General features: G+C 73.3%; 22 protein-coding genes and 1 pseudogene. 13 read left to right on the forward strand and 10 right to left on the reverse strand.

Annotated elements, in window-relative coordinates; genetic code table 11:
- Positions 1 to 96 precede the first annotated feature (96 nt).
- The 10 genes from AC07A6_RS26850 to AC07A6_RS26895 all read right to left on the reverse strand — a co-directional run bounded on the left by AC07A6_RS26850 (position 97) and on the right by AC07A6_RS26895 (position 14,276).
- Complete coding sequence (locus tag AC07A6_RS26850) at positions 97 to 1,074, reverse strand: cyclase family protein (RefSeq protein ID WP_478778849.1); 978 nt, start codon at positions 1,072 to 1,074, stop codon at positions 97 to 99.
- Positions 1,075 to 1,134: 60 nt separating this feature from the next.
- Positions 1,135 to 2,097, reverse strand: coding sequence for a TauD/TfdA dioxygenase family protein (locus AC07A6_RS26855; protein ID WP_478778850.1), 963 nt, complete (start codon positions 2,095 to 2,097; stop codon positions 1,135 to 1,137).
- 40 nt (positions 2,098 to 2,137) lie between these two features.
- A complete protein-coding gene (locus tag AC07A6_RS26860) occupies positions 2,138 to 3,088 on the reverse strand; it encodes an AEC family transporter (RefSeq protein WP_478778851.1) in 951 nt (316 codons plus the stop codon).
- Positions 3,089 to 3,152: 64 nt separating this feature from the next.
- On the reverse strand, positions 3,153 to 4,067 hold the full coding sequence (locus AC07A6_RS26865; protein ID WP_478778852.1) for an aminotransferase class IV: 915 nt from the start codon (positions 4,065 to 4,067) through the stop codon (positions 3,153 to 3,155).
- A 13-nt stretch (positions 4,068 to 4,080) separates the two neighbouring features.
- Entirely contained in the window at positions 4,081 to 4,911 is an 831-nt protein-coding gene (locus tag AC07A6_RS26870; protein ID WP_478778853.1) for a hypothetical protein, read from the reverse strand.
- A gap of 29 nt (positions 4,912 to 4,940) precedes the next feature.
- Positions 4,941 to 6,749: an asparagine synthase (glutamine-hydrolyzing) gene (asnB, locus tag AC07A6_RS26875; protein WP_478778854.1), complete on the reverse strand. Its 1,809-nt coding sequence runs from the start codon at positions 6,747 to 6,749 to the stop codon at positions 4,941 to 4,943.
- Positions 6,750 to 6,752: 3 nt separating this feature from the next.
- The gene (locus AC07A6_RS26880; RefSeq protein ID WP_362464100.1) at positions 6,753 to 7,727 is read right to left on the reverse strand and encodes a peptidase; all 975 of its coding nucleotides are present in this window, start codon (positions 7,725 to 7,727) and stop codon (positions 6,753 to 6,755) included.
- Positions 7,724 to 9,028 (reverse strand): ATP-grasp domain-containing protein, encoded by a 1,305-nt coding sequence (locus AC07A6_RS26885; RefSeq protein WP_478778855.1) that lies wholly within the window; start codon positions 9,026 to 9,028, stop codon positions 7,724 to 7,726. The genes AC07A6_RS26880 and AC07A6_RS26885 overlap by 4 nt, the downstream gene beginning before the upstream one ends.
- Entirely contained in the window at positions 9,025 to 12,810 is a 3,786-nt protein-coding gene (locus AC07A6_RS26890) for a non-ribosomal peptide synthetase (protein ID WP_478778856.1), read from the reverse strand. The genes AC07A6_RS26885 and AC07A6_RS26890 overlap by 4 nt, the downstream gene beginning before the upstream one ends.
- A gap of 245 nt (positions 12,811 to 13,055) precedes the next feature.
- Positions 13,056 to 14,276, reverse strand: a complete 1,221-nt coding sequence (locus AC07A6_RS26895; RefSeq protein WP_362464092.1) for an MFS transporter — start codon at positions 14,274 to 14,276, stop codon at positions 13,056 to 13,058.
- A gap of 409 nt (positions 14,277 to 14,685) precedes the next feature.
- On the opposite strand from AC07A6_RS26895, the gene AC07A6_RS26900 reads away from it, so the two are divergent.
- From AC07A6_RS26900 to hypB, 13 genes and pseudogenes are all read left to right on the forward strand, one after another.
- Positions 14,686 to 15,213: a DUF6328 family protein gene (locus AC07A6_RS26900; RefSeq protein ID WP_478778857.1), complete on the forward strand. Its 528-nt coding sequence runs from the start codon at positions 14,686 to 14,688 to the stop codon at positions 15,211 to 15,213.
- Entirely contained in the window at positions 15,210 to 15,455 is a 246-nt protein-coding gene (locus tag AC07A6_RS26905; RefSeq protein WP_478778858.1) for a hypothetical protein, read from the forward strand. The genes AC07A6_RS26900 and AC07A6_RS26905 overlap by 4 nt, the downstream gene beginning before the upstream one ends.
- A gap of 160 nt (positions 15,456 to 15,615) precedes the next feature.
- Positions 15,616 to 17,388 (forward strand): enoyl-CoA hydratase-related protein, encoded by a 1,773-nt coding sequence (locus AC07A6_RS26910; RefSeq protein WP_478778859.1) that lies wholly within the window; start codon positions 15,616 to 15,618, stop codon positions 17,386 to 17,388.
- A 70-nt stretch (positions 17,389 to 17,458) separates the two neighbouring features.
- Positions 17,459 to 18,514: an NADH-quinone oxidoreductase subunit B family protein gene (locus AC07A6_RS26915; protein WP_362464080.1), complete on the forward strand. Its 1,056-nt coding sequence runs from the start codon at positions 17,459 to 17,461 to the stop codon at positions 18,512 to 18,514.
- Between the two features lie 82 nt (positions 18,515 to 18,596).
- Complete coding sequence (locus AC07A6_RS26920) at positions 18,597 to 20,381, forward strand: nickel-dependent hydrogenase large subunit (protein WP_478778860.1); 1,785 nt, start codon at positions 18,597 to 18,599, stop codon at positions 20,379 to 20,381.
- A complete protein-coding gene (locus tag AC07A6_RS26925) occupies positions 20,378 to 20,911 on the forward strand; it encodes a hypothetical protein (protein WP_478778861.1) in 534 nt (177 codons plus the stop codon). The genes AC07A6_RS26920 and AC07A6_RS26925 overlap by 4 nt, the downstream gene beginning before the upstream one ends.
- Complete coding sequence (locus AC07A6_RS26930; protein ID WP_478778862.1) at positions 20,908 to 21,579, forward strand: DUF5947 family protein; 672 nt, start codon at positions 20,908 to 20,910, stop codon at positions 21,577 to 21,579. Before AC07A6_RS26925 ends, AC07A6_RS26930 begins: the two co-directional genes overlap by 4 nt.
- Complete coding sequence (locus AC07A6_RS26935; RefSeq protein WP_478778863.1) at positions 21,576 to 22,283, forward strand: DUF6084 family protein; 708 nt, start codon at positions 21,576 to 21,578, stop codon at positions 22,281 to 22,283. The genes AC07A6_RS26930 and AC07A6_RS26935 overlap by 4 nt, the downstream gene beginning before the upstream one ends.
- Positions 22,280 to 23,677: a hypothetical protein gene (locus tag AC07A6_RS26940; protein ID WP_478778864.1), complete on the forward strand. Its 1,398-nt coding sequence runs from the start codon at positions 22,280 to 22,282 to the stop codon at positions 23,675 to 23,677. The genes AC07A6_RS26935 and AC07A6_RS26940 overlap by 4 nt, the downstream gene beginning before the upstream one ends.
- Entirely contained in the window at positions 23,674 to 24,162 is a 489-nt protein-coding gene (locus AC07A6_RS26945; protein ID WP_478778865.1) for a hydrogenase maturation protease, read from the forward strand. The genes AC07A6_RS26940 and AC07A6_RS26945 overlap by 4 nt, the downstream gene beginning before the upstream one ends.
- Positions 24,159 to 24,260: a DUF6893 family small protein gene (locus AC07A6_RS26950; RefSeq protein WP_385765450.1), complete on the forward strand. Its 102-nt coding sequence runs from the start codon at positions 24,159 to 24,161 to the stop codon at positions 24,258 to 24,260. The genes AC07A6_RS26945 and AC07A6_RS26950 overlap by 4 nt, the downstream gene beginning before the upstream one ends.
- 110 nt (positions 24,261 to 24,370) lie before the next feature.
- Entirely contained in the window at positions 24,371 to 24,748 is a 378-nt protein-coding gene (locus tag AC07A6_RS26955) for a hydrogenase maturation nickel metallochaperone HypA/HybF (protein WP_362464060.1), read from the forward strand.
- 3 nt (positions 24,749 to 24,751) lie between these two features.
- Positions 24,752 to 25,591 (forward strand): annotated as a pseudogene (gene hypB / locus AC07A6_RS26960) (hydrogenase nickel incorporation protein HypB); the annotation flags it as partial.
- Positions 25,592 to 25,780 lie beyond the last annotated feature (189 nt).

Raw genomic sequence — 25,780 nt, forward strand, 5'->3', positions numbered from 1 at the left:
CGTCGGAGCAGTCTCGATGGCCCGATTTTGAGTATATTCCTCAGCTTTTGTCGGGGCGTGGGGGCGTGGGGGCGGGATGACCCGGCCCGTGCCGGGTCACAGGACCGCGACCGGGTTGACGGGTGAGCCCGTCCCGCCCGGCACGTTCAGCGGGGACACGACGAGCAGGAACGCGTGGCGGCCCGCCCCGGCGCAGGCGGCGGAGAGCCCCTCCAGGTCGAGGTTGTCCAGGAGGGGCACCCCCATCGCCGTGAGGGCGAGGGTGTGGACGGGGGAGTGCAGGCCCTCCACCGGCGAGGGCCGCACGTCGCTGTCCCCGTCGGCGCCCAGCAGGGCCACGCCCCGCTCCGCCAGCAGCGGCAGGGCGTCGACGTGCCAGCCGGCGCTGCCCGCACCCGGGTCCCAGGGGCCCAGCTCCGCCCGCCGGCGGAACCGGCCGGAGCGCAGCAGGACCGCGTCGGCCTCCCCGATCCGCACGCCGAGGGCCTGCTCCGCGGCCAGGAGGTCCCGCGCCCGGACCGCCCGCCCCGGCTCCAGCCAGGGCACCCCCAGCACCGCGGGCAGGTCCAGCAGCACGCCCCGGGTGACCAGCGGGCCGAGGGCCGCCACCGAGCCGAAGCGGACGCCGCCGGCGCCGGCCTCCTCGCGCGCCGCCCGGCCGTCGTAGAGTCGCCCCCGGTAGCCGATGTGCGACAGCGCGTCGAGGTGGCTGACCGACTTGCCGTGGTAGTCGGCGCCGAGGAAGTCCTTGTACGCGGACGGCTCCGGCTCCTCCACGTCGCCGAGGTCGGTCATGTGGTGCAGGGCCGGCCGCGCGTTGTCCGGGCCGGGGGCCGTGTCCCAGGGACGCCCGAGCGGCACGACCGTGCCCGAGCGGACCAGCGCGGCGGCCCCGCGCACGTGGTCCGCCGTCACCCCGTTCCACGCGCCGCGCCCGGCCGCCTCCGCCTCCCACCGGCCCCAGGTGCGGACCGCCTCGAACAGGGCGTCGAACTCGCGGCGGGAGACGGCCGCTCCCCCGCCGGGGGGATCCTCCGGCGGGGGAGCGGGGGCATCGGCGGCGCTGGGGCTCATGGGGCACTCCGGGATCCGTACGTCCGTGGCCCGACCTCTATGCCCGCCGGAGCGCGCCGTCTACCAGGCCCGCATCGGCTCCCCCTCCACGAGCTGCGAGACGAAGCCGTGCGGTCCCCGCGCGGGCTCCCCCAGGACCGTCACGCGGTGCATCACCCGGTCGACGTCGAGGTGGGCGAAGTCGGTGGGGGCGAAGTGGCAGGTGCTGCGGTTGTCCCACAGGGCGATGCTGTTCGGCTCCCAGCGGAAGCGGACCGTGTACTCGGCGCTGGTCAGGTGCTGGAACAGCAGCTCCAGCAGGTGGCGGCTCTCCAGCTCGGTGAACCCGGTGATCCGGGTGGTCGAGCCGGGGCTGACGAACAGGGCCTTCTCGCCGGTCTCGGGGTGGACCCGCACCACCGGGTGGACGGCCACCTGCGGGTCCTCGCAGTAGATGCCCAGGATCTCGCGGTCGCGCTCGTCGGAGTGGCGCAGGTGCACGGCTGTGAAGAAGGCGTGCTCGGCGGTCAGCCCGTCCACGAACTCGCGCAGCGGCGCCGACAGGCCCTCGTACGCGGCGACCGTGTTGGTCCACTGGGTGTCGCCGCCGAAGGCGGGGGTCCGCTCGGCCCGCAGGATGGAGAGGCTGGGCGGGTTGACGGCCTGGGTGAGGTCGCTGTGCCAGCCGGCCAGCGGGGAGGTCCACTTGCGGCGGTAGTGCTCCTCGAAGTCGGCCCCGTAGCGCTCCGTGTCGGCCTTCGGGTCGACGGTGAGGATCTCCGGGTACCCCTCGGGGTGCACGCCGTGCTTCTTGCCCTCGCGGCGGGTCAGCGCGCCGAAGCGGCGGCCGAAGGCTATGTGCTGGGCGTGGGTGATGTCCTGGTCGCGGAAGAAGACGACCCGGTGGGCGAGGACGGCCCGGCGGATCGCCTCCACCACGGCCTCGTCGAGCTCCTGCCCGAGGTCGACCCCGGAGATCTCGGCGCCGATGCGGCCGGCCACCTGCTCGACGGAGATCCTGGTGGACTGCACGGTCTGCGTCACGGTTGTGCCTTTCTGGAAGATCGGTACGGCTCGGGCCGCCTCAGGACGGATGGGCCACCAGCTGTGTCCACAGGGGGAGCAGCAGCAGGGCGACGACCGAGCTCTTGATGACGAGGGAGGCCGACATGTCGACCCCGACGTCGTAGCGCTGGGCGAAGATGAACAGGTTCTGGGGCGCGGGCATCGCCGCGATCAGGACGAGGTAGCTCAGCCACTCGCCCTCCACCCCGAAGACGAAGCGGCACACGGCGTAGGTGATCAGCGGCAGCGCCACGCACTTGAAGCCGGTGATCCAGACCTCCTCCATGGTGGTGCCGCGGATCTTGATCCCGCTGCCGCCCAGGTGCAGGCCGAGGGCGAACAGTGCGACGGGCGAGGCGCTGTCGCCGACGAAGGTGAAGCTGTCGAGCAGGACCCCGGGCACCGTGACCGGCAGCAGGTTGAGCAGGATGCCCGCGTTGCAGGCGATCACGACGGGGGTCGTCAGCGAGGCGGCGACGGCGGATCCGAGCCGCCGGGCCGGACTTCCGACCCGGTCCGGCCGTCCCAGCTCCATGATCGAGATGATGATCAGGGACAGCACGCACACCTGGAACAGCAGCACCGGGAAGATCGGTGCCGCGTTCCCGAACAGCATGATGAACACCGGCACGGCGAAGTAGGCCGTGTTCACCTGGACCGCGGCCATGATGCGCAGCGCCACGCCGCGCGGATCGCGTACGCCCAGGACCCAGGCCAGTACGCCGATCAGCGCGGCCGCGGCGCACGCGGCGGCCGCGTACCCGCCGATGGCCCGCCAGTTGAACAGGGCCCCCAGGTCACTGCGGTAGATGTTCCCGAAGAGGAAGCAGGGCACGGCGAAGAGGAACGCGTAGTCCGCGAACACCTTGGAACTCTCGGCCGGCACCACCTTCCGCCGTGCCAGGACGACCCCGCAGCCGAAGGCCAGCACCACCGGTGCGAGTTTTTCCAGAGCATCAACCGCTCCCATTGCACGTGCCCTTGCTCCCGCGGCCCCCTCGGAAAGGGGCCTGTTTCCCTGTCGCGACGGCTTCCTACCGGGCCGGGCCGCCGGGGGCGCGCAGCTCGGCGCGCCCCTGGACCAGCTCCCGGTAAGCCGTGACGATCTTGCGCGTCACCGCATTGCCGGCGACGTCGTAGTGATGATCATCGAGGCGGCCGACGGGGAGGATCTCACACGCGGTCCCGCACAGGAACGCGCCGTCGGCCTCGCCCGCGAACGCCGGGGCCAGGTCGGTGACCACGCACTCGATCCCCTCCCGCTCGGCGATGGCCAGCACGCACGCCCGGGTGATCCCGTCGATGGTGCAGCGGGTCGTCGGGGTGTACAGCGCCCCGTCCTTGGTGAAGAACAGGTGCGCACCGGTCGCCTCGACGAAGTTCCCGCGGTCGTCGAGGAGCAGGGCGTCGTCGAAGCCCGCCCGCAGCGCCTCGTTCTTGCTGACCGTGCCGATCATGTAGTTGCCGGCGGCCTTGCTCTTGACCGGCGCGTACTCCGGCGAGGGCCTGCGGTAGCGGCCCGTGACCAGGGAGATCCCCTGGTCCACGGCGTCCTCCGCCGCGTAGTAGCCCGCCGGCAGCTCCCACGCGGCCACCGAGGTGTGCACCGACGTCTTCAGCGCCGCGGTCTGGATGATCTCCGAGCCCCGCCAGGCGTTCATGCGGACGTAGCCCTCGGTGATGCCCGCCTCGGCGACCACCGCGCGGGTGGCCTCGTACAGCACCTCCTCGGAGTGCTCCAGCTCGAAGTCCAGGATCCGGGCCGAGGCGCCGAGCCGCGCGATGTGCTCCCTGAGCATGAAGGCCTCGCCGCCGTAGACGCGGATGCCCTCGAAGATGCTGGAGGCGTAGTGCAGTCCGTGGCTGAGCACGTGGAGCCGGGCCTCGCCCCAGTCCACGAGGGAGCCGTCGTACCAGATCTTCCCGGTGCGCTGGTCGAAGGGGATCACAGCAGCCTCCTCCTCAGAGCGCGAGGTCGAAGAGCTGCCGCGGCAGGTCCCCGACGAGGGCGATGAAACGCCGCTGGTGCTCGGTCAGGCTGCGCACCGACACCCCGTGCAGGGCCAGCGGGTTGATCGGGTACAGCACCAGGGTGTTGCTCCGGTAGGGGACGGTCGTGACCTCCTCGACGTACTGCGGGTCGATGTCGAAGCGGTTGTCACCGTACTCGGAGGCGCTGGTGTGGAACTTGTGCGCGCCCGGCCGGTACTTGTACAGCACGAGGTCGCCGCCGGTCGCGTCGTCCTCGGGCAGGCGCATGTAGAACAGGCCCCCGAAGAGCTTGTGCGGCTTGTCCACGTGCGGTCCGCGGTAGGCCGAGGGGCGGCCGGTGACCGCCGAATTGATGACGGCCGTGCAGTCCATCAGGATGTCGTGCGTCTCGAAGGCGTCCCGGTTGCGGCGGCCCACGCGCAGCTCGCGCAGCGGGCCCACCAGCTCCTCGGCCTCGGGGAGGTTGGCGAGCAGGTCCTCCTGGAAGAGGTCGAGGAACTCCTCGTAGAAGGCCGGGGAGGTGTGGTACGAGACGAAGTCCTTCCACACCTGCGCCATCGTGTCGTCGGCGAGGATCATCTCCGACATGTAGTTGTAGCGCTCGTTCGAGGTGATCGGCTTCCCGATCCGCTCGCCGATGTACTCCGCGGTCGGCATCGACTTCGCCAGGGCGTCGTACAGCTCCTGGGGCAGGGCGTCGCTGATCACGACGTGCGGGAACGGGTCGCGGCGGATGTCGGCCTTGGTGACGCCGGCCAGGAGCGAGGTGATCGCGGGGCGCGACCCGGGCGTGTCGGTCATGTCCTGTCTCGTTTCTCGGGTGGAGGGGCCTAGAGGGGCGCGGGGGTCAGGCCGCGGGAGGAGAGCCAGGTCTCCAGGACCAGGAGCGACCAGAGCAGTTCGGCGGCGTGCGCCCCCGGGCTCTCGGTCTGGGAGCGGAAGAGTTCGCGGACGGCGTCCCGGCGGACGTAGTCCAGGCAGCGGGCGCCGGGGCCGAGGAGGACGTCGCCGACCATGTCGTACAGGGCCTCGCCCGGCCGGATCATCGCCGCCACCGGCAGGGTGAACGGCTGCTTGGGCCGCTCGACGACGCCGCGCGGCACCCAGGGCCGGGCCGCCAGCGCCACCGGCGCCTTCACCGTGTCGCCGGCCACCTTCACGGCGGCGGGCAGCGCGTGCGCCAGGCGCACCACCGACGGCTGGAGGAACGGGATCCGGGCCTCCACCGAGTGGGCCATGCTCAGGTGGTCCACGCGGCGCAGGATGTAGTAGGGGAACCGCTCCGCCTGGTCGTAGCGCAGCAGCGTCTCCAGCCTGCCGTGCGGGCCGGAGCGCACCCGGCGCGCCAGCTCGTCGCCGCTGAGGTCCCCGAAGTGGCCCCCGGCCGCCCGTACGCGCTCCAGGTGGCCGGGCGTGTACAGCCGGCCGAGCGCCGCCGGGCCGGCGACGGCCATCGTGTCCTGGTAGGCCCGGTGCCAGGCGGCGTCGCCGTCCCGGTCCGCCTTGGTGAACCGCGCGTACCCGGCGAACAGCTCGTCCGCACCGTCACCCGTCAGGGCCACCTTGAAGCCGGCCTCGTGCACCGCCTCGAACAGGGCGAAGGTGCTCAGGCTGTGCGGGGCGTTGTTCGGCTGGTCGAGGTGGCGGGTGAACCGCTCGACCAGCTCCGGGAAGCCCGCCGGGTCCAGGAGCACCTGGTGGTGCTCGGTGCCGCAGTGGCGGGCCACCTCGGCCGCCCAGTGGCGCTCGTCGGCCGGCCAGTCGCCCCGGTAGGCGATGTTGAACGAGGCCACGTCGGACACCAGGTGGGCGGCGAGGGCGGTGGTGTAGCTGGAGTCGAGCCCGCCGCTGGTGATCACGCAGACCGGGACGTCCGCGTCGAGCATGCGGCCCATCTCGGTGCGCAGCAGCCCGTCCAGCAGCTCCGCAGCCGCCTCCACGGTCGGCTCGCCGCCGGGCCAGTCGACCTCGGCGGGCTCCAGGGCCGTGCGGGTGAGGGTCTCGCGGCCGTCCGCGAAGCGCAGCACCGAACCGGGCTCCAGGGTGCGGACCCGGCTGTACACGGTGCCCGGGCCCCACACCGCCTTCCCGCCGAGGTAGCGGTCGACCGCGAGCGGGTCCAGCTCGTCGGGGAAGTCCGGGAAACGGGCCAGCGCCCGCAGCTCGGAGGCGAAGCACAGCCGGCGGCCGTCGGCGGAGACGTAGTAGTACAGCGACTTCATGCCCGCGTGGTCGGTGAAGAGCTTCAGGCAGGGCTTCTCCCGCTCGTCGACCACCGCGATGGCGAACATGCCCTCCAGCCGGCTGGTGAAGGCGTCGCCGTACAGCTCGTACAGCGGCAGCAGCACGTCGCCGTCGCAGTCGCCCTCGAAGGAGTAGCCGTGCGCGGCCAGCTCGGCGCGCAGCTGCCGGTGGTTGTAGATCTCGCCGTTGAACACGCAGCACAGCGCGCCGCGTACGAAGGGCTGGTCGCCGGAGGCGATGCCCTGGATGGCGAGCCGGTTGTTGCCGAGCGCCCAGCCGTCACCGCGCCGGACGGTCTGCGCGTCCGGCCCCCCCTCGAACATCGCCGCCGCGACGGCGTCGAGCACCTCCCGCCCGGCGGGCTCCCCGCCGAAGCAGCCGTGGATGCGGCACATGGCTCACACCTCCGTCCGGCGGCCGGGGGCGGGGACGCTCCCGGCGGCTTCGAGGGAGCGGGCGGCGCAGCCGGCACGGCTCTGCCGGGCCCCGGGGTGGTGCCGGCCGACGAACTCGGTGACCAGCTCGACCTGCCGCAGGATGTCGTCCAGCTGAGCGGGCGACGGGCTGACGCCGTGCCCGTCCAGGGCGCTGTTGCCCGTCTTGAGGTAGACCGGCGCCGCCACCCGGACGATGTCGGGGGCCTCGTAGGTGCGGATGAACCCGCCCGAGCTCCGCGGGTTGTCCACGTGCAGGTCCAGCGGGACCGTCACCGCCTGGCGCAGCGCCGCGATCATCGGCAGCGTCAGGTCCCGCACCGGGTTGAAGCTGTTCGCGCCGAGCATCTCCAGCATCTGCGCCGACGCCGGATTGCCCTGCCCGCAGTGCGCGGACACCTTCAGGTGGATCCCGGCCGGCAGCTCGCCGGCGGTGCGCAGCCGCCCCAGCACCCACAGCAGGCCCTCGTCGTAGACGACGAACCCGCGCACGCCCAGGCCGATCCCGCGCTTGACGTCCTCGACGGCGCGCACGATCTGCTCCTGCCCGCGCAGCCGGTAGCCGATCCGGGCCCCCTCGGGTGTCTGCGCACCGGCCCCGATGTCGTTGACGGCGCGGGGGCCGACCGACATCAGGACCTCGGCGCCGAACTCCTCGCCGAGCGCCACGTACTCGCCGATCTCGCGGGCCGTGTGCCGGTACATGCCCCGGGTCTCGGTGATCCGGTTGATCGTGAAGCCCCTTCGCCGGCTCTCGCGCAGCAGCCGCTCGGCGGCCTCCACCGAGTTCACCGTCGGCACCTCGATGCGGAAGTGCCCGCCGTCGGCGAAGACGGCGTCCGAGTCTGGCGTGAGCTGGGGGTCCCCGTCCGGCAGGCCCAGCCGGGCGAGCTGCCGGCGGGTCTGCTCGAAGAAGGCGGTCGTGGTCGTCGTCCTCACCTCGTCACCTCGAAACCGAGCCGCTCGGCGGTGCCGGCGACGATGTCCTGCGCGATGCGTATCGACGTCGCCCTGTCGGGGTGCACGACCTGGACCTCGCCGAAGTTCCCGAGGTTGCCCCGGCAGGGCAGCAGGGTGTCCCCCTCGGGGAAGCGGACCGTGAACGAGTGCACGCTGTCGCCGTACCGCTCGGCGGCCCAGTCCAGGTCCGGCACCCGCTCCGGGGTGGCCACCGGGTCGGCGGCACCGAACCAGCGGACGGTGGCGTACCCGTCGAAGGACGTCGGGCCGCGCTCCACCGCCTCGTTCAGGTGGATCCGGACGAGCAGCTCGAAGATGTCCCCGCCGCCGGCGAGACGGAACAGGTTCGGCAGGCAGGAGCCCATGATGCGGGGGTTGAGCTCGATCAGCCGGGGCGTGCCGTCCGCGCCCAGCATCACCTCCACGTGGAAGACGCCGAGCCGCAGGCCGACCGCGCCGACGACCTCCTCCGCGAACCGCATCACCCGGTCGTGCTCCTCGGCGGAGACACCCGCCGGGATCGTCGTACCGGTCTCCAGGGCCTCGTGCCGGTGCCAGGTGGAGCGCTCGCTGACCGCCAGCCGCAGGAACCGCCCATGCACCAGGCCGATCTCCGCGGAGACGAACCGCCCGCTCAGGTACTCCTCGACGAGGATGCCCGCCGCGTACGCGCCCTCCGGAGCCCCGGCGAGGACACCGGCCAGCTGCTCCTCGTCCGCGACGACGTGGGCGCCCTCGCTCCCGGAGCCCCGGGCCGGCTTGACGACGACCGGGTACCCGCCGGCCGCCGCGAAGGCCGCGGCCTCCTCGAAGCCGGCGACGACCGCGTACCGGGTGGTGTCCACCCCGGCCGCCGCCAGCACCTGACGGCAGCGGTCCTTCTGCTTGGCCGTCTCGGCCGCGGTGGCGTCGGTGAACGGCACCCCGATCTCCTCGGCGATCCGCGCGACGGGGACCACCAGCGCGTCGACGGTGGCGACGAAGCCGTCGACCGGCCGCTCCCGGTGGACCTCCAGCACGCACGAGCGCAGCGCCGCGGGGTCGGTGGCGTCCTTCAGGACGTGGACCCGGTCGACGAAACGCGCGTACGGGGAGGCGTCGAAGTCGATGTTCTGCGCCTGCTCCATGAGCAGCGAGCGGATGAGCGTCACGTGGTGCCCGAGCCGCTTGGCGGCCTCGAACGCGGGGGCGTTGCCCGCCTTCCAGGTCACGAAGACCACGTGCCGGGCCTCGGATGCGGAAGGGTGCGGGGGGTGCGGGGGGTGCAGTGGGTCGGTCATCGTGTCTTCCTCGCGAAGCGCTGGCCGATGCGGACGAATCCCGGGACGGCGGTACCGGGGGTGGGGATGAAGGAGATCGAACCGGCGAGGATGTTCTTCTCGGACATCGAGCTGAAGCCGCCGGCGCCGGACAGCACCAGGTCGCCCTCGTCCAGGCACAGCCACGCGCCGTCCGGCTGCCGCTCGGAGTACGCGTAGCGCAGGTGCTCCGTGCCGCGCAGCACCTCCAGCCGGTAGCCGTCGGAGGCGTACAGGCCGGCGCAGTCGTCGAGTTCCATCTCGAACGGGCGGCCGGTGCGGATGAGCCCCTCGCCGGTGAGGGACCGCAGCAGGTCCTCGTAGAGCCCGAAGGCCGGGTAGGCGTTGGCGAGCAGCAGCAGGAACGAGCGCTGCTCGGGGAAGATCTGGATGAAGTTGTGGTGGCCGCTGCCGTTGGAGTTGAAGCCGAAGGCGGACGGCCCGAACATCAGCCAGCCCAGGCCCCAGGCGTGCATGAAGTGGTGGCCGGGGACGGGGATCTGGGGCGTGCGCATCTCGCGCGCCAGCCCGGCGGAGAGCAGGCGCTCGCCGCCGGGGGCGACCCCGTCGTCGACGGCCAGCATCGCGATCCTGGCCAGCTCCTCCAGGGTGAGGCAGACGGAGAACGAGCCGGCCGCGTCGTCGGCGATGGTCTGCGGCGGCGGGTCGTGGCGCACGTAGCCCTCGACCCGCTCGGTCCACACGTATCCGGCCGAGACCGTCCCCCCGTAGTGGCCGCCCTCGGTGAGGGTCTCGGGAACCTCCCGGATGCCGAGCGGGGCCAGCAGCAGCTCGTTCACCGCGCGGCGCCAGGGGACGCCGAGGAGCTTCTCGATCAGCGCGGCGACGATCGAGGTGCCCACCGCCGAGTACGCGAACACCTCGCCCGGCTCGAACAGCTGGCCGTAGCCGGGCAGGGTGGCGATGTAGGAGCCGAGGTCGGGCAGGCCGGTGTCGTGCCACACCTCGTACGAGTCGTCGACCCCGCTGGTGTGCGACAGGAGGTGGCGCAGCGTCACCTTGACGGTGCCCCCGTCGCGGCGCCGGAACGCCTGCGGCAGCAGCTCGTCCAGCGGCTGGTCCAGCCCCAGCAGGCCCCGGTCGACCAGGCGCAGCGCGACGAAGGCCAGCATCGGCTTGGTGACACAGGTGACGCGCTGGCGGGTCGCGGGCCCGTACGCGGCGCCGGAGGCGGTGTCGGTGACGCCGTGGTAGGTCAGCTCCAGCTCCCCGTCCAGGAACACGGCCGCGCCGGCTCCCGGTACGCCGTGGCCGCGCGCGGACTCGCGCAGCGTGTCGGCGACGGCGCGCCGCCGCTCCGCCGGCCCCGCCGACGCCCCGGCGGCCGCCGCCTCCCCGCGGGTGCGGCGCAGCAGTCCGGCCTGCTCGGCGAGGGTGCGGTGGCGGTAGATCTCCGCCACCCGGACGGGCCGGCCGGCCGCGTCGGACAGGCGTGCCGCCAGCAGGGTGGCGAGCAGCGAGTGGCCGCCCACGGAGAAGAAGTCCACGCCGGGGGAGACCCGGGACAGGCCGAGCAGCTCGGACCAGATCCCCGCCACCTCGGCCTCGTCGGGGTCGTCGAAGACCTCGCCGTCGGTGCCGTCACCGGACTGCCGCCCCCAGTCGACGTCCCGGGCGGCCAGGGCCTTGCGGTCGACCTTGCCGTTGGGCAGCCGCGGCAGCCGCTCCTCGACGACGATCCGCGCGGGCTGCATGTAGTGCGGCAGCTTGGCCCGCAGATGGGCGCCCATGGCCTCGACGCTCACGTCCTCGCCCTCCAGGCCCACGTAGCAGACCAGCCGGGTGTCCCCGTCGGTGCGCACGGCCAGGGCCGCGACGTCCTTCAGGCCCACGACCCCGTGCAGCGCCGCCTCCAGCTCGCCGAGTTCGATCCGGAAGCCGCGCACCTTCACCTGGTTGTCCCGGCGGCCCAGGAAGCAGAGCTCGCCGTCCTCCGTCCACCGGGCCAGGTCGCCGGTCCGGTACAGCCGCCCGCCCGGCACCTCGCCGAGGTGGGCGGGCGCGGCGGTGAACGAGGCCGCGGTGCGCTCGGGGTCGTTGATGTAGCCGGCGGCCAGGCCGTCGCCGCCCAGGTGGAGTTCGCCGGTGGCGCCCAGCGGCACGGGCCGGCCGAGCGGGTCCAGGAGGTGGGCTGTGGTGTTGTGCACGGGCACGCCGATCGTGGGCGCGCCGTCGGTGGGGCCGGTGAAGCACTTCCAGGTGGAGTAGGTGGTGTCCTCGGAGGGCCCGTACAGGTTGTAGAGCCGCTCGACGCCGGTGGACGCGAAGGCCTCGTTCACCAGTTCCCGGGACAGCGGCTCGCCGGCCACGTTCAGGACGCGGGTGCAGGAGGGCACCGCGCCGCGCTGGAGCAGTACGTTCAGGGCGCTGGGCACGGTGTTGACCAGGGTGGGCCGCAGCCCCTCGTCCTCGGTGAGAGCGAGGACGTTGTCCACGACGACGACGCAGCCGCCCCGGGTGAGCGGGGCCCACAGCTCGTACACCGACAGGTCGAAGTTGAGCGAGGTGGAGAACAGCACCCGCCGCAGGTCCTCGTCCCCGTACGTCTCCTCGGCCCAGGCGAGGAGCGCGACCACGTTGCGGTGGCTGATCACCACGCCCTTGGGCAGACCGGTGGAGCCGGAGGTGTGGATCAGGTGCGTGGTGTCCCCGGGGCCGACGGTGACGGCCGGGGAGCGCTCGGCCTCGGTCTCCGCCTTCTCCCACAGCTCCCGTCGGGGCAGCGCCCGTACGGGCCCGTCGCCGAGCCACGCCGGGGCCTCGTCGCCGTCGTGGACGACGGCGGCCAGGCCGGCGGTGCCGGCGATGGCGGCCAGCCGGTCCGCGGGATAGGCGGGGTCGAGCGGTACGTAGGCGCAGCCCGCCTTGTGCACGGCGAGCAGCAGGGCGACGGCGTGGTGCGTGCGGCCCAGGGAGAGGCCGATCCGCGAGCCCGGGGCGATCCCGTGGGAGGCCAGGGCCCGCGCCAGCCGGTTGGCGAGGGCGTCGAGCGCGCGGTAGGTGAGCACGCTGCCCCGCCATTCGACGGCGGGGGCGTCGGGGGTGCGGGCGGCCTGGGCCTCCACGAGGGCGTGCAGCGGGGTGTCGCGGTCGTAGGGGCGGGCCGTGTCGTTGAACCCGCGCAGCAGGCGGTGCTCCTGCGGGGACAGCAGGTCCAGCCCGGCCGCGGGAGCTCCGGGGCGGGCGGCCGCGTCCGCCAGCAGGGTGTCCAGGTTGGCGGCCATCCGCGCGATCAGCGTCCCGGGGAACAGGGCCCGGTCGTAGTGCAGGGTGAACAGCGGGCCGTCCGGCGCGGGCCGCGCCTCCAGCAGGAGCGCGAAGCCCTCCGGCGCCGGGGCGGTGCCGTCCGACTCCAGGAAGCCCGCCCGCAGCCCGCCGCCCAGGTCGGCCGCGGCGCCGGGCACGGAGTCCCGTACCGCCTCCCGGTGGGCGGCGGCGAGTTCCAGCGCGTGGGCGGGAAGGGTCTGCTCCGGCGCAAGGACGGAGCGGACGGCGACCGGAGCGCCGTGCGCGCCGCCCGCCCGGGCCAGCACGATGTCGTCCTGACCGCTGTAGCGGTGCAGGAGCACGGCGAACGCGGCGTTCCACAGGTCGGCGGCCCCGGCCCCGGCGGCCCGCCCGCCCGGTGGCACCGCGCCGGCCCAGGAGTGCGTCCCGCTGCCCGCGCCGTCCGGGGCGCCGTGCCCGGCGTTCCGCACGGGCAGTTGCAGGGCCTGCGGTGAGTCGGCGGAAATGTCGCCCACAGTGATGGTCCCCTCGTCTGCATTTCGTTCACCTGCCGTGCGGCGGACATGCCGAATACACACACGGCGCACATCTACGGACCCCGCACAATCGAATTTCATCGCGGCGGGGCATTCACAATCGGCGCGACATCACCGGCCCGGAATGCGGAAAGGGTGCGACGGCACGGAAAAACTCCGGAACTGGAACAGGGAAATGAATGGTGGAGAATTCGGACGGAAAGCGGGCCCCGGGTGCGTCCCCGTCACGCCGCGACGGCGTCCGGGGCGTCCTTGCGGCCCCGCAACGCCCGGTCGGCGATGCCCGGCATGGCGGCTCCGGCCAGCGCGAACCCCAGGGCCATGGCCAGCCAGCCGGGACCGCCGTGGTCGACGGCGAGCCAGGTCAGCAGCGCCGGGGCGATCATCTTGCCCAGGTCCGATCCCATGGCGTACGTGCCCTGGTACTGGCCCTGGGCGTGCTCCGGGGCCAGCGCGAACGACATCCCCCAGCTGCCCGCCGACTGCCGGATCTCGCCCAGGACGTGGGCCAGGGCGCCGAGGAGCAGCAGCACTCCGGCGAGCGTCGCGGAGACCCCGCCGCTGAAGGAGAAGACCACGCAGGCGACCGCCAGGCACAGCGCCCCGGACCGCGAGGCGCGGGCCGCCGCGCCCGGCTCGTCGGTCCCCCGTGCGGCCCTCACCTGGAGCAGGACCACGGCCACCGTGTTGGTCAGCAGGATCGCGGCGATCATCCAGCGCGGCGCGTTCGTACGGTGCAGCACCCACAGCGGCAGCACGACGTCGAGCAGCAGGTTGTGCATGGACAGCAGGCCGTCCAGCACCACGAACGCCAGGTAGGGGCGGTCGCGCAGGACGGTCAGGGCCGGCCCGGGCCGGGCCGGCTGCGCGGCCACCGCGGGCAGCAGCAGGGTGAGCAGCCCCGTGGCCAGGTAGGTGGAGGCGTTGAAGACCACGGCCGCCTTGTACGCCCAGACCGAGTCGGCGGCGAGCAGCAGCCCGGCGAGGGCGGCGCCCACCGAGACGCTGACGTTGCTCGTGGCCCGCAGGTAGGCGCGGACCGTGACCCGGTCCTGCGGCGGCACCAGTCCGGCGACCATGGCCATGCGGGCGCTGCGGCTGGCGCTGTAGGCGACCGCCTGCGCGCTCACCACCAGCAGGTACGAGGTGAAGCCCTGCACCGCGAGCAGGGCCGCCGTCAGCGGCCCGAGGGCGATGAAGGAGCAGATCTGCACGGAGCGCGGGCCGATGCGGTCGGCCAGGTGTCCGGCCGGGGTGCTGACCAGGAGGGCGATGCCGGCGGCGACGCCGACTCCGAGGGCGAACCGGCCGGGCGACAGTCCGAGCACGGCCGTCGCGAAGATGGCGTTCAGCGCCATCCACAGGCCCTGCCCGAGGGTGTGCACCAGGGTGATGCCGGTGAGGACGCGTGCCGGGCCGGCGGGCGGGAGCAGTCGGCTCAGCATCGGCCTGCCGCACCGCGGTCCGCGTCGCCGAGAACGGACGTCGTGATTCTTCCTCTTGCGCACGCCAGGATCACTGACACGCCCCCCACTCCTCGTCAAGCGCCGTTGCCGACGACAGGATTCGGGAAATTCCCGGTGGCCGCGGACCGAGATCGTCGGCCGCGCAGGCCATATCGAAACTTGATCTACGCCGGGCTGTCCAGGAAATGGTCCTGTGACCCCGATCACATGATCGGAACCCCTAGGACCGGTAAAGGGCGGAGAAAAAGAATGTGCAGGAACGGTCGACGTTCCGCACTTACCAGCCGGTAGGGCATAGGGGCGGAATAGCAAATTCCGGGGGTTCGGCCCGGGGAGGGTTGGCCGGCGCGTCCGCCGGGCAGGCGCCGGGGTGGACGGAGGAGGCCGTATGCCGCGAGAGAGGCCCCAGGGGCGCGACGAGACCGCGGACGAGCGGGCGGACCGGCAGTGGCAGGAGCTGATCCAGGAGATCCGCGTCGCCCAGACCGGGGTGCAGATCCTCTTCGGGTTCCTGCTCACGGTCGCCTTCACCCCGCACTTCCAGGGACTGGCCGGAACCGACAAGGCGGTCTACACCGCCACCGTCGTCCTCGGCGCCCTGGCCACCGGCGCGCTCATCGGCCCCGTCTCCTTCCACCGGATCGTCTCGGGGCGCCGCATCAAGCCGGAGGCCGTGCTCTGGGCCTCGCGCCTGATCTTCGCCGGCATCCTCCTGCTGCTGGCCACCTGCACCTCCGCCCTCTTCCTCGTACTGCGGGTCGCGGCACCCCACGCCCTCGTGCCCTGGCTGGTTTCCGCCGTGGTCGCCTGGTACCTGCTCTGCTGGTACGCGCTGCCCCTGTGGGCCCGCATCCGCTACACCGCCGAGGAGACCCCGGTGCCGGAGGAGAACCGGAAGACGAGGAGCACGACATGAACGAGCACAGGCAGCACCGCTGGTCACGGACCCCGCCCGCACGAACGCCGGACGGGAGCGACGACCGCGACACCGCGCGGGCGGGGGACACCGCCGGGCGCGCGGCGGACACCGCCCCCGACGACGGGGCCGGCGGCCACACCGCGAAGCGGCAGCGCCCCGGCATCGGCCGCGAGGAACAGGCCCGCCCCCACCGGTCCCCCCACAGCCCCCGCCCGGACCGCGAGAGCGGCGACCGCTGACCGGGACCGCCGATCCACCAGGTGGCGGGCCCCGGGCCCCCCTTCCGGGTGACACCCCTGCCGGGCTTAGGCCCGCGACACGGGGCGCGGGCCCACGATCGCCAGCGGCCGTACCCGCACCGCCCGCCGATCGCGGGGTTCCGGACGCCTGGGAGATCACGTGCACGTCCTGCTCCTCGCGAGCGCCTTCAACAGCCTCACCCAACGGGTCCACGCCGAACTGCGGGACCACGGCCACAGCGTGGCGTTCGAACTCGCCCTGCCCGGCACGGACCTCGCCGAGACCGTCCGCCGCCACCATCCCGACCTCGTCCTCGCGCCGATGCTCAAGACCGCCGTCCCGCGCGAGGTCTGGTCCGCGTACACCTGCCTGATCGTCCACCCCGGACCCGTCGGCGACCGCGGACCCTCCTCCCTGGACTGGGCCGTCACCGAGGACCGGACCCGCTGGGGCGTCACCGTCCTCCAGGCCGACGAGGAGATGGACGCCGGCGACGTCTGGGCGACCGCGGACTGCGCGCTCCCGCCCGTCGGCAAGAGCGACGCCTACCGGGGCGAGGTCTCCGACGCGGCCCTCGCCGCCGTCCTGCTCGCCGTCGAGCGGTTCGCCTCCGGCAGCCACGTCCCGGACCCGCAGGGCCCCGCCACCGCCCGCCCCTACCTGAGCCAGCCGCACCGCCGGATCGACTGGGACCACGACACCACCGACACCGTCGTACGCGCCCTGCGCGCCGCCGACTCCCGGCCCGGCGTGCTCGACGAACTCCTCGGCGGCCAGTGGTTCCTGCACGGCGGCCACCCCGAGGACACCCTCCGCGGCCGCCCCGGACAGCTCCTCGCCACCCGCGCCGGAGCGATCTGCCGGGCCACCCGCGACGGCGCCGTCTGGATCCCCGAACTGCGCGCCCGACGCGCCCCCGGCGAGCCCGCCCCCGTCAAACTCCCCGCCGTCCTCGCCCTCGGCGACCGGCTGCCCGCCCTCCCCGAGGTCCCCGCCCCCCTCGACCGAGCCCCGGCCGGCCCCCGCAACTGGACCGACATCTGTTACCGGGAACAGGGCGGGGCCGGCTTCCTCACCTTCTCCTTCCCCGGCGGCGCCATGAGCACCGGCCACTGCCGCCGCCTGCTCACCGCCTACCGCGAGGCCCGCTCCCGCCCCACCTCCGTCCTCGTCCTCGGCGGCACCCGCGACTTCTTCTCCAACGGCATCCACCTCGGCGTCATCGAGGCGGCCGCCGACCCCGCCGCCGAGTCCTGGGCCAACATCACCGCCATGGACGACCTGGTCGAGGCGGTCCTGACCACCACCGACCGGCTCGTCGTCGCCGCCGTCGGCGGCAACGCGGCCGCCGGCGGGGCCATGCTCGCCCTCGCCGCCGACGAGGTCTGGTGCCGCTCCGGCGCCGTCCTGAACCCGCACTACCGGCTCATGGGGCTGTACGGATCCGAGTACTGGACCTACACCCTGCCCCGCCGCACCGGCACCGGCGTGGCCGAACGGCTGATGGCCGACGCCCTGCCGCTCAGCGCCGCCGCCGCCCGCCGGCTCGGCCTGACCGACCGGACCGTCGACTGCTGCCCGCAGGACTTCGCCGACGAGACCGCCCGCCTCGCCGTCCGCCTCGCGGCCTCGCCCGCCACCCAGTCCGCCATCGCCCGCAAGAAGGCCCGCCGCGACCGCGACGAGGCCGCCACTCCGCTCGCCGCCTACCGGGAGGCGGAGCTGGCCCGCATGCGGGAGACCTTCCACGACCCGGCGGCGCCCTACCACGCGCTGCGCCGGGCCTTCGTGCGCAAGGAACCCGCCGACCGGACCCCGCCGCACCTGGCCCGCCCCGTACCCGGCCGGCACACCGCGCCCCTGCCCTCGCGCCGGCCCCCCGTCACTGGACCGGCCCCCTCCGACAGGGCGGCCGGGCCCCGGCCCTGCTAGCAAGAAGGGTGGGGCAGATCCCCAGGCCCCGCGCCCATCCCTCCCGCATCCCTCCCCAAGGAGCACCCCCATGGATGCAGCAACGCCCAGCGCGGTAGAGGACCCCCCGATCCACATCCTCTGGATCAACGCCGGACTCAGCTGCGACGGCGACTCGGTGTCCCTGACCGCCGCGATGCAGCCCAGCATCGAGGAGATCGTCACGGGAGTGCTCCCCGGCCTGCCGAAGATCGCCGTGCACTGGCCGCTGATCGACTTCGAATGCGGACCGGTCGGCGGCGCCGACACCTTCATCGAATGGTTCTTCAAGGGCGAGCGCGGGGAGATCGACCCCTTCGTCCTGGTCGTCGAGGGCTCGATCCCCAACGAGAAGATCAAGCCCGAGGGCTACTGGTGCGGGTTCGGGGACGACCCGGCGACCGGCCAGCCCATCACCACCAGCGAATGGATCGACCGCCTCGCCCCCAAGGCCCTCGCCGTCGTCGCCATCGGCACCTGCGCCACCTACGGCGGCATCCACGCGATGGAGGGCAACCCCACCGGCGCCATGGGCGTCCCCGACTACCTGGGCTGGGACTGGAAGTCCAAGGCCGGCATCCCGATCGTGTGCGTCCCGGGCTGCCCCATCCAGCCGGACAACTTCTCCGAGACCCTCACCTACCTCCTCTACCAGGCGGCCGGATCCGCCCCGATGATCCCGCTGGACGACAAGCTGCGCCCGACCTGGCTGTTCGGCGCCACCGTCCACGAGGGCTGCGACCGGGCCGGCTACTACGAGCAGGGCGACTTCGCCCATACCTACGACTCGCCCAAGTGCCTGGTCAAACTCGGCTGCTGGGGTCCGGTCGTCAAGTGCAACGTCCCCAAGCGCGGCTGGATGAACGGCATCGGCGGCTGCCCGAACGTCGGCGGCATCTGCATCGCCTGCACCATGCCCGGCTTCCCCGACAAGTTCATGCCGTTCATGGACCAGCCGCCCGGCGCGACCCTGTCCACCAAGGCGAGCGGAGCCTACGGAGCCGTGATCCGCAAGCTCCGGGCGGTCACCACCCACACCGTGGACAAGGAGCCCAAGTGGCGCCAGAAGGGCCGCCGGCTCACCACCGGCTACCGCCCGCCCTGGTGACGGGCCCCGCCCGCCCGCTCCCCTCCGCCCCTCCGCACAGCACACCCCGCTCCCGTTCACCAGAAGGGCCACGGCAGACACGATGACACCGAAGACGAAGGCGGCCGGCGACGGCAGCGGGCTGGTCGAGATGGCCTGGGACCCGATCACCCGGATCGTGGGCAGCCTCGGCATCCACACGAAGATCGACTTCAAGCAGAAGCGGGTCGCGGAGTGCTACAGCACCTCGTCGGTCTTCCGCGGCTACAGCGTCTTCATGCGCGGCAAGGACCCCCGCGACGCGCACTTCATCACCAGCCGCATCTGCGGGATCTGCGGCGACAACCACGCCACCTGCTCGGTGTACGCGCAGAACATGGCCTACGGCGTGAAGCCGCCCCACCTCGGCGAGTGGATCATCAACCTCGGCGAATCGGCCGAGTACATGTTCGACCACAACATCTTCCAGGAGAACCTGGTCGGGGTCGACTACTGCGAGAAGATGGTCCGCGAGACCAACCCGGGCGTCCTCGAACTCGCCGAACGCACCGAGGCCCCGCACGCCGCCGAGCACGGCTACCGCACCATCGCCGACATCATGCGCTCCCTCAACCCCATCGAGGGCGAGTTCTACCGCGAGGCCCTCCAGGTCAGCCGCTACACACGCGAGATGTTCTGCCTGATGGAGGGGCGCCACGTACACCCCTCCACCCTCTACCCGGGCGGCGTCGGCACCGTCGCCTCCGTCCAGCTCTTCACGGACTACATGAGCCGCCTCATGCGGTACGTCGAGTTCATGAAGCGGGTCGTCCCCCTCCACGACGACCTCTTCGACTTCTTCTACGAGGCCCTGCCCGGCTACGAGGAGGTCGGCCGCCGCCGGGTCCTCCTCGGCTGCTGGGGCGCCCTCAACGACCCCGAGCACTGCGACTTCACCTACGCCAACATGACCGACTGGGGACGGAAGATGTTCGTCACCCCGGGCGTGGTCGTCGACGGCAAACTGGTCACCAACGACCTCACGCAGATCAACCTCGGCATCCGCATCCTCCTCGGCAGCTCCTACTACGACGACTGGGAGGGCCAGGAGCAGTTCGTCACCCACGACCCCCTCGGCAACCCCGTCGACCCCCGCCACCCCTGGAACCAGCACACCATCCCCGCCCCCCAGAAGCGCGCCTTCGACGACAAGTACAGCTGGGTGATGTCCCCCCGCTGGTTCGACGGCAAGGACCACCTCGCCCTCGACACCGGCGGCGGCCCCATCGCCCGCCTCTGGTCCACCGCCCTGTCCGGACTGGTCGACGTCGGCTACGTCAAGGCCACCGGACACAGCGTGGTCATCAACCTGCCGCGCACCATGACCAAGCCGGAGACCACCTTCGAGTGGCGGATCCCCAAGTGGAGCAACGCCCTCGAACGCAACCGGGCCCGCACCTACTTCCAGGCGTACGCCGCCGGCATCGCCCTGCACTGCGCCGAGAAGGGGCTCGCCGAGGTCCGCGCCGGGCGCAGCCAGACCTGGGAGAAGTTCGAGGTCCCGGACGAGTCCATCGGCTGCGGCTTCACCGAGGCCGTCCGCGGCGTCCTCTCCCACCACATGGTCATCCGCGACGGGAAGATCGCCAACTACCACCCCTACCCGCCGACCCCCTGGAACGCCAGCGTCCGCGACAGCTACGGCACCCCCGGACCGTACGAGGACGCCGTCCAGAACACCCCCATCTTCGAGGAGAACCCCCCGGAGAACTTCAAGGGCATCGACATCATGCGCGCCGTCCGCAGTTTCGACCCCTGTCTGCCCTGCGGCGTCCACATGTACGTCGGCGGCGGCAGGACCGTGAAGTCCATGCACGTCCCCACCGGCCTGAGCGGACTCGGCGGATGAGCGCCGCCGCCGCCGACGGCCTCCAGGCCGGCCGCCGCGTCGAAGAGGTCCTCGACCGGCTCGCCGCCACCGGCGACCGGCAGACCCACGAGGCGGCCGAGGAACTGGTCCGCGTCCTCATGGAGTTCTACGGCGCCGGCCTCGCCCGGATCGTGGAGCGGCTCACCGCCCTCGCACCCGGCGCCGACCCCCTGACCGCGCTCCTGGAGGACGAGCTCACCGCGAGCCTGCTGACCCTGCACGACCTCCACCCCGAGGACGTCCACACCCGCATCGCCCGCGCCCTGGACTCCCTCCCCGAAGCCGAACTCGCCGGCTACGACGCGGCCGACGGCACCCTGCGGCTGCGCACCGCCCCCGACACGGGCTGCGGCTGCGGCAGCAGCGCCGCCGACACCCTGCGCCGCATCGAGGACGTCGTCGCCGCCTTCGCCCCCGAGGTCACCTCCGTGGAACTGGCACCCGCCGCACCGGCGCCCCCGCTGCTCCAGATCACCACCCGCCCGCCCGCCCCGGCGCGCGTCCCGTGACCCCCGACCGGCGGCCGCCCGCCCCCGCTCAAGGACTCCGGCGCTTCACCCGGCCCCGCACCCCCCGCCCCGAGACCTGCGAACTGTGCGGCACGGCCGTCACCCGGGACGGCCACCGCCACCTCGTGGAGACCGACGAACGCTCCCTGGTCTGCGCCTGCGCCCCCTGCGCCCTCCTCTTCGACCGCCCCGGCGCCGCCGCGGGCCGCTTCCGCACCGTCCCCGACCGCTACCTGAGCGACCCCGGCCACCGCTGGGACGACGAAGCCTGGGACCTCCTCCAGATCCCCGTCGGCGTCGCCTTCTTCTTCCGCAACGCCGCCCTCGACCGGCTCGTCGCCCTCTACCCCAGCCCGGCCGGCGCCACCGAGAGCGAACTCGACCCCGCCACCTGGCAGCGCGTCCTCGACGCCGGACCGCTCGCCGCCCTCCTCCAACCCGACGTCGAGGCACTGCTGCTGCGCCGCACCCACGGCCGCACCGCCTGCTACCTCGTCCCCATCGACATCTGCTACGAACTGGTGGGCCGCATGAGACTGCTGTGGCAGGGCTTCGACGGCGGCGCGGAAGCCCGCGCCGCCCTCGACACCTTCTTCACCGAGGTCGAACGGCGCGCCGTACCCGCTAGCCGGCCCGCCACGGCACCGGCCGGGGAGCCGCGGCCATGACCGACCTCACCTTCACCTGCACCGGGGTGCGCGCCGACCCCTACGCGGCCGGCCCCACCCTCCTGCTGCGGCTGTGCGTCAGCGCCCCCTCGGCCACCCGCGTCCACGCCCTCGCCCTGCGCTGCCAGCTGCGCATCGAACCGGCCCGCCGCGGCTACGGACCCGGCGAGGCCGCCGCGCTCCAGGACCTCTTCGGCGAGCGCTCCCGCTGGGGCACCACCCTCCAGCCCGTCCAGTTCGCCCAGGTCGCCGTCATGGTCCCGAGCTTCACCGGGGAGACCGAGACCGAGGTGCCCGTGCCCTGCACCTACGACATGGACATCGCGGCCACCCGCTACTTCGACGCCCTGGAGGACGGCGACGTCCCGCTGCTCATGCTGTTCTCCGGCACGGCCTTCACCGGCTCCGGCGGCTTCCGCGTCGAACCCGTCCCCTGGGACCGCGAGGCCTCGTACCGGATGCCCGTGTCCGTGTGGCGGGAGATGATCGAACAGCACTTCCCCGGCTGCGGCTGGCTGCGGCTGCCCCGCGACACCATGGACGAGCTCCTCGCCTTCCGCTCCCGGCACGCCCTCGCCTCCTGGGAGTCGACCGTACGGGCCCTCCTGGACGCCGCCGCGACCCCGGCGACCCCCGACGCCGGACCGGAACCCCTCCGGGCCGGCGCACTCCTGGACCGGCTGGCCGGGAGGACCGCCCCGTGACCACCACCTCCCCGCCGGACGCCCGCTTCGCGGCCGCCCGGCAGCTCGCCGACGCCGTCCTCTTCGAGGGGTACGTGCTGTACCCCTACCGGGCCTCCGCCGCCAAGAACCGGATGCGCTGGCAGTTCGGCGTCCTCGTGCCGCCCGCCTGGGGCCCCGCGCACGGCGAACACTCCTTCCAGCGGACCGAGCTGGTGATGGAACCCAGGGGCGAGGCCGTCCTCCACCTCGAACTCCGCTTCCTGCGGGCCTGGCGGCGCACCGTCGAACAGGCCCTCGGGGACGGCTCGTTCACGGCCGTGCCCGAACTGCACCTGCCCGACCGGGTCCTCGTCCCCTGGGACGAGGGAACCGAGGAACAGGCCGAGCTGACCGTGCCCGTCGCCGAACTCGCCGCGGGCGAGGTGACCCTGCCCCTGGTCCGCCCCGCCCGCCAGGAGACCGAACCCGTCCTCGGCGCCGACGGCCGCGAACACGGCCGGCTGGTCCGCAGCGCCGAGCGCATCGACGCCGAGATCCGGCTGCGCGCCGAGGAACTCGACGTGCCCTACCGGGCGCTGAAACTCACCGCCGTCGTCGAGAACACCGCCGCCTGGACCCCGGAGCCCGGCGCCGGCCGAGACAGTGCCCTGCCCCGCTCCCTCGTCGCCGCCCACCTCCTGCTGGGCCTCAGCGCCGGCTCCTTCCTCTCCATGACCGACCCGCCCGAATGGGCCCGGCCCGCCGTCCGCGGCTGCGACAACCGCCACACCTGGCCCGTCCTGGCGGGCGAGGAGGGCCGCGGCGACGTGGTCCTGTCCTCCCCGATCATCCTGGAGGACCACGCCGCGATCGCCCCCGAGAGCGCCGGCGCCATGTACGACGCCCTGGAGATCGACGAGATCCTCGCCCTGCGCACCGCCGCCCTCACCGACCAGGAGAAACGCGAGGCCCGCGGCACCGACCCGCGCGCCGCCGCCGTCGTCGACCTCGCGGACTCCATGCCCCCCGAGGTACTGGAACGCCTGCACGGCGCCGTCCGCGCCCTGCGCGAGATCACCGAGCCGGACGACCGCCCAGGGGTCCCCGAGGACGTGTTCACCCCCGACACCCCCTGGTGGGACCCGGCCCACGGGGCGTCCGCCGCACCCGCACCGGAACGGATCACCGTCGAAGGCCGCTCCGTCGGCCCCGGCAGCCGCGTCCTGCTGCGGCCGGGCCTGCGCCGCACCGACGCCCAGGACCTGTTCCTGCGGGGCCGCACCGCACGCGTCGAAGCCGTCCTCCACGACGTCGACGGCGGAGTGCACCTCGCCGTCACCGTCGACGGGGACCCCGGCGCCGACATCCGCCGCGAACAGGGCCGCTTCCTGTACTTCCAGCCCGACGAGGTCAGCCCCCTGGAGGACGAGTGAACGGCCGGACCCTGGTCGCCGGCATCGGCAACGTCTTCCTCGGCGACGACGGCTTCGGCGTCGAGACGGTCCGCGCCCTCGCCGCCCAGCCGCTGCCCGACGGAGTGGAGGCCGTCGACTTCGGCGTGCGCGGCGTCCACCTCGCCTACCAGCTCCTCGACGGCTACGACACCCTCGTCCTCGTCGACGCGACCGCCCGCGGCTCCGCACCCGGCACCCTCCACCTCATCGAGGCCGACGGAACCGGCCCCGTCGACCCGGGCGGCGCGGTGCTCGACGGACACGACATGTCCCCCGACACGGTCCTCGCCCTCCTCGACACCCTCTGCGCGGGCACCGGCGCCACCCCGCCCCGGCGCACCCTCGTCGTCGGCTGCGAACCCGCCACCCTCGAGGAGGGCATCGGCCTGAGCCCGCCCGTGGCCGCCGCCGTGCCCCACGCCGTCCGCATGGTCCAGGAACTGCTCCCGAGGAGGACCCCGTGAAGAAGGCCATCGCGTTCACCATGGCCGCCGTGTTCGGCGCCGTGGTGGTCACCATGCTCCCCGACCTCAAGCGCTACCTGCGCATCAGCCGGATGTGACCGCCGGCTCCCCGCCCCCCGAATGGCGTACGGGTCCCCGGTGCGTCGGCGCGCCCGTCCGCCGGGCACCCGCCCCGCCGGTCTAATGAGGCCCGGCAGGACGGAGTCCGATGCACGAGATGTCGATCGCCATGGCCGTCGTGGACCAGGTGGCGGAAGCGGCCCAGGCCGGAGCGGCGCGCTCGGTGAGCCGCGTGGAACTCGAGATCGGGGAACTCGCCGGCGTCGTCCCCGACGCACTGGCCTTCTCTTTCCAGCTCGCCTGCACCGCGACGCCGCTGGAAGGCGCCGAGCTCGTCACCCACGCCGTGACGGCCCGCGCCCGCTGTGCGTCCTGCACGGGGGAGTGGGCCGTCGGCATGCCCCCCGAACTGCGCTGTCCCGACTGCGGGCAGGCGGGCGCCGTGGAGCTCCTCACGGGGCGCGAACTGCGGATCCGCCGCGTGGTCTGGGAAGACGCCCGTGAACCGATCCCCGAGGAGGCCTGAGCCGTGTGCCGAGTGGTCGACCTGCGACAGGCGGTGCTCGCCAAGAACGACGGGGCCGCGCAGGCCCTGCGTGAGGAACTCACCGCCCGCGGAACGGCGGTGGTCAACCTGCTCTCCAGCCCGGGCAGCGGGAAGACCGCCCTGCTGGAACGGGAGCTGACGCTCGCCCGGGAGCGGGGCGTGCCCGTGGCCGCGCTCACCGCCGACCTGGCGACCGAGAACGACGCGCTGCGGCTGGCCCGTTCGGGCGCGCCGGTCAAGCAGGTCCTCACCGACGGCCTGTGCCACCTGGAGGCCCACATGCTGGGCCGCCACCTCGACGGCTGGCTCCCCGAGGACACCCGGCTGCTCTTCGTCGAGAACGTCGGCAACCTGGTCTGCCCGGCCTCGTACGACCTGGGGGAGTCCCTCCGCGTGGTGCTCGCCTCGGTGACGGAGGGCGAGGACAAGCCGCTGAAGTACCCGACCGCGTTCGGCCTGGCGCAGCTGGTGGTGATCACCAAGACCGACATCGCGGAGGCCGTCGAGTTCGACGAGGCCGCCTTCCGGGCCAACGTCCAGCGGGTCAACCCGGGCGTGGAGGTGATCCGCACCTCGTCCCGCTCGTCCGAGGGCACCGGCCTCCTCCTCACCCACGCCCTCCGCACGGCCGAAGGCACCCCGCCCCACACCCCGGTGATGTCCCACCAGCCCCACAACCACGGCCCGAGGCATGACCACGGCCCGGCCCACACCCACGCGCCGGGCCACGCCCATACCCACGCGCCGGGCCACGCCCACACCCACGGCCCGGGCCACGAGCACAGCCCGGGGCACGACCACGGCCCGGGACACACCCACCCCGGCCCCGGCCGCGCCCCCGCGCACAGCCACGGCCCCGGGCACGTCCACGGTCCGGGCGCCGGGTACGTGCACGACCCGGTGGGGTCCGGGGCGGAGCCCCGGGGAACGGTGGAAGGGCGGGTAGGGGACAGCCCCGCAGGGCCCCCGCCCCCGCCCCCGGCCGAGCCGCACCCGGCTCCGGCCCCGGAA

This window comes from Streptomyces sp. NPDC044002, assembly GCF_056434525.1.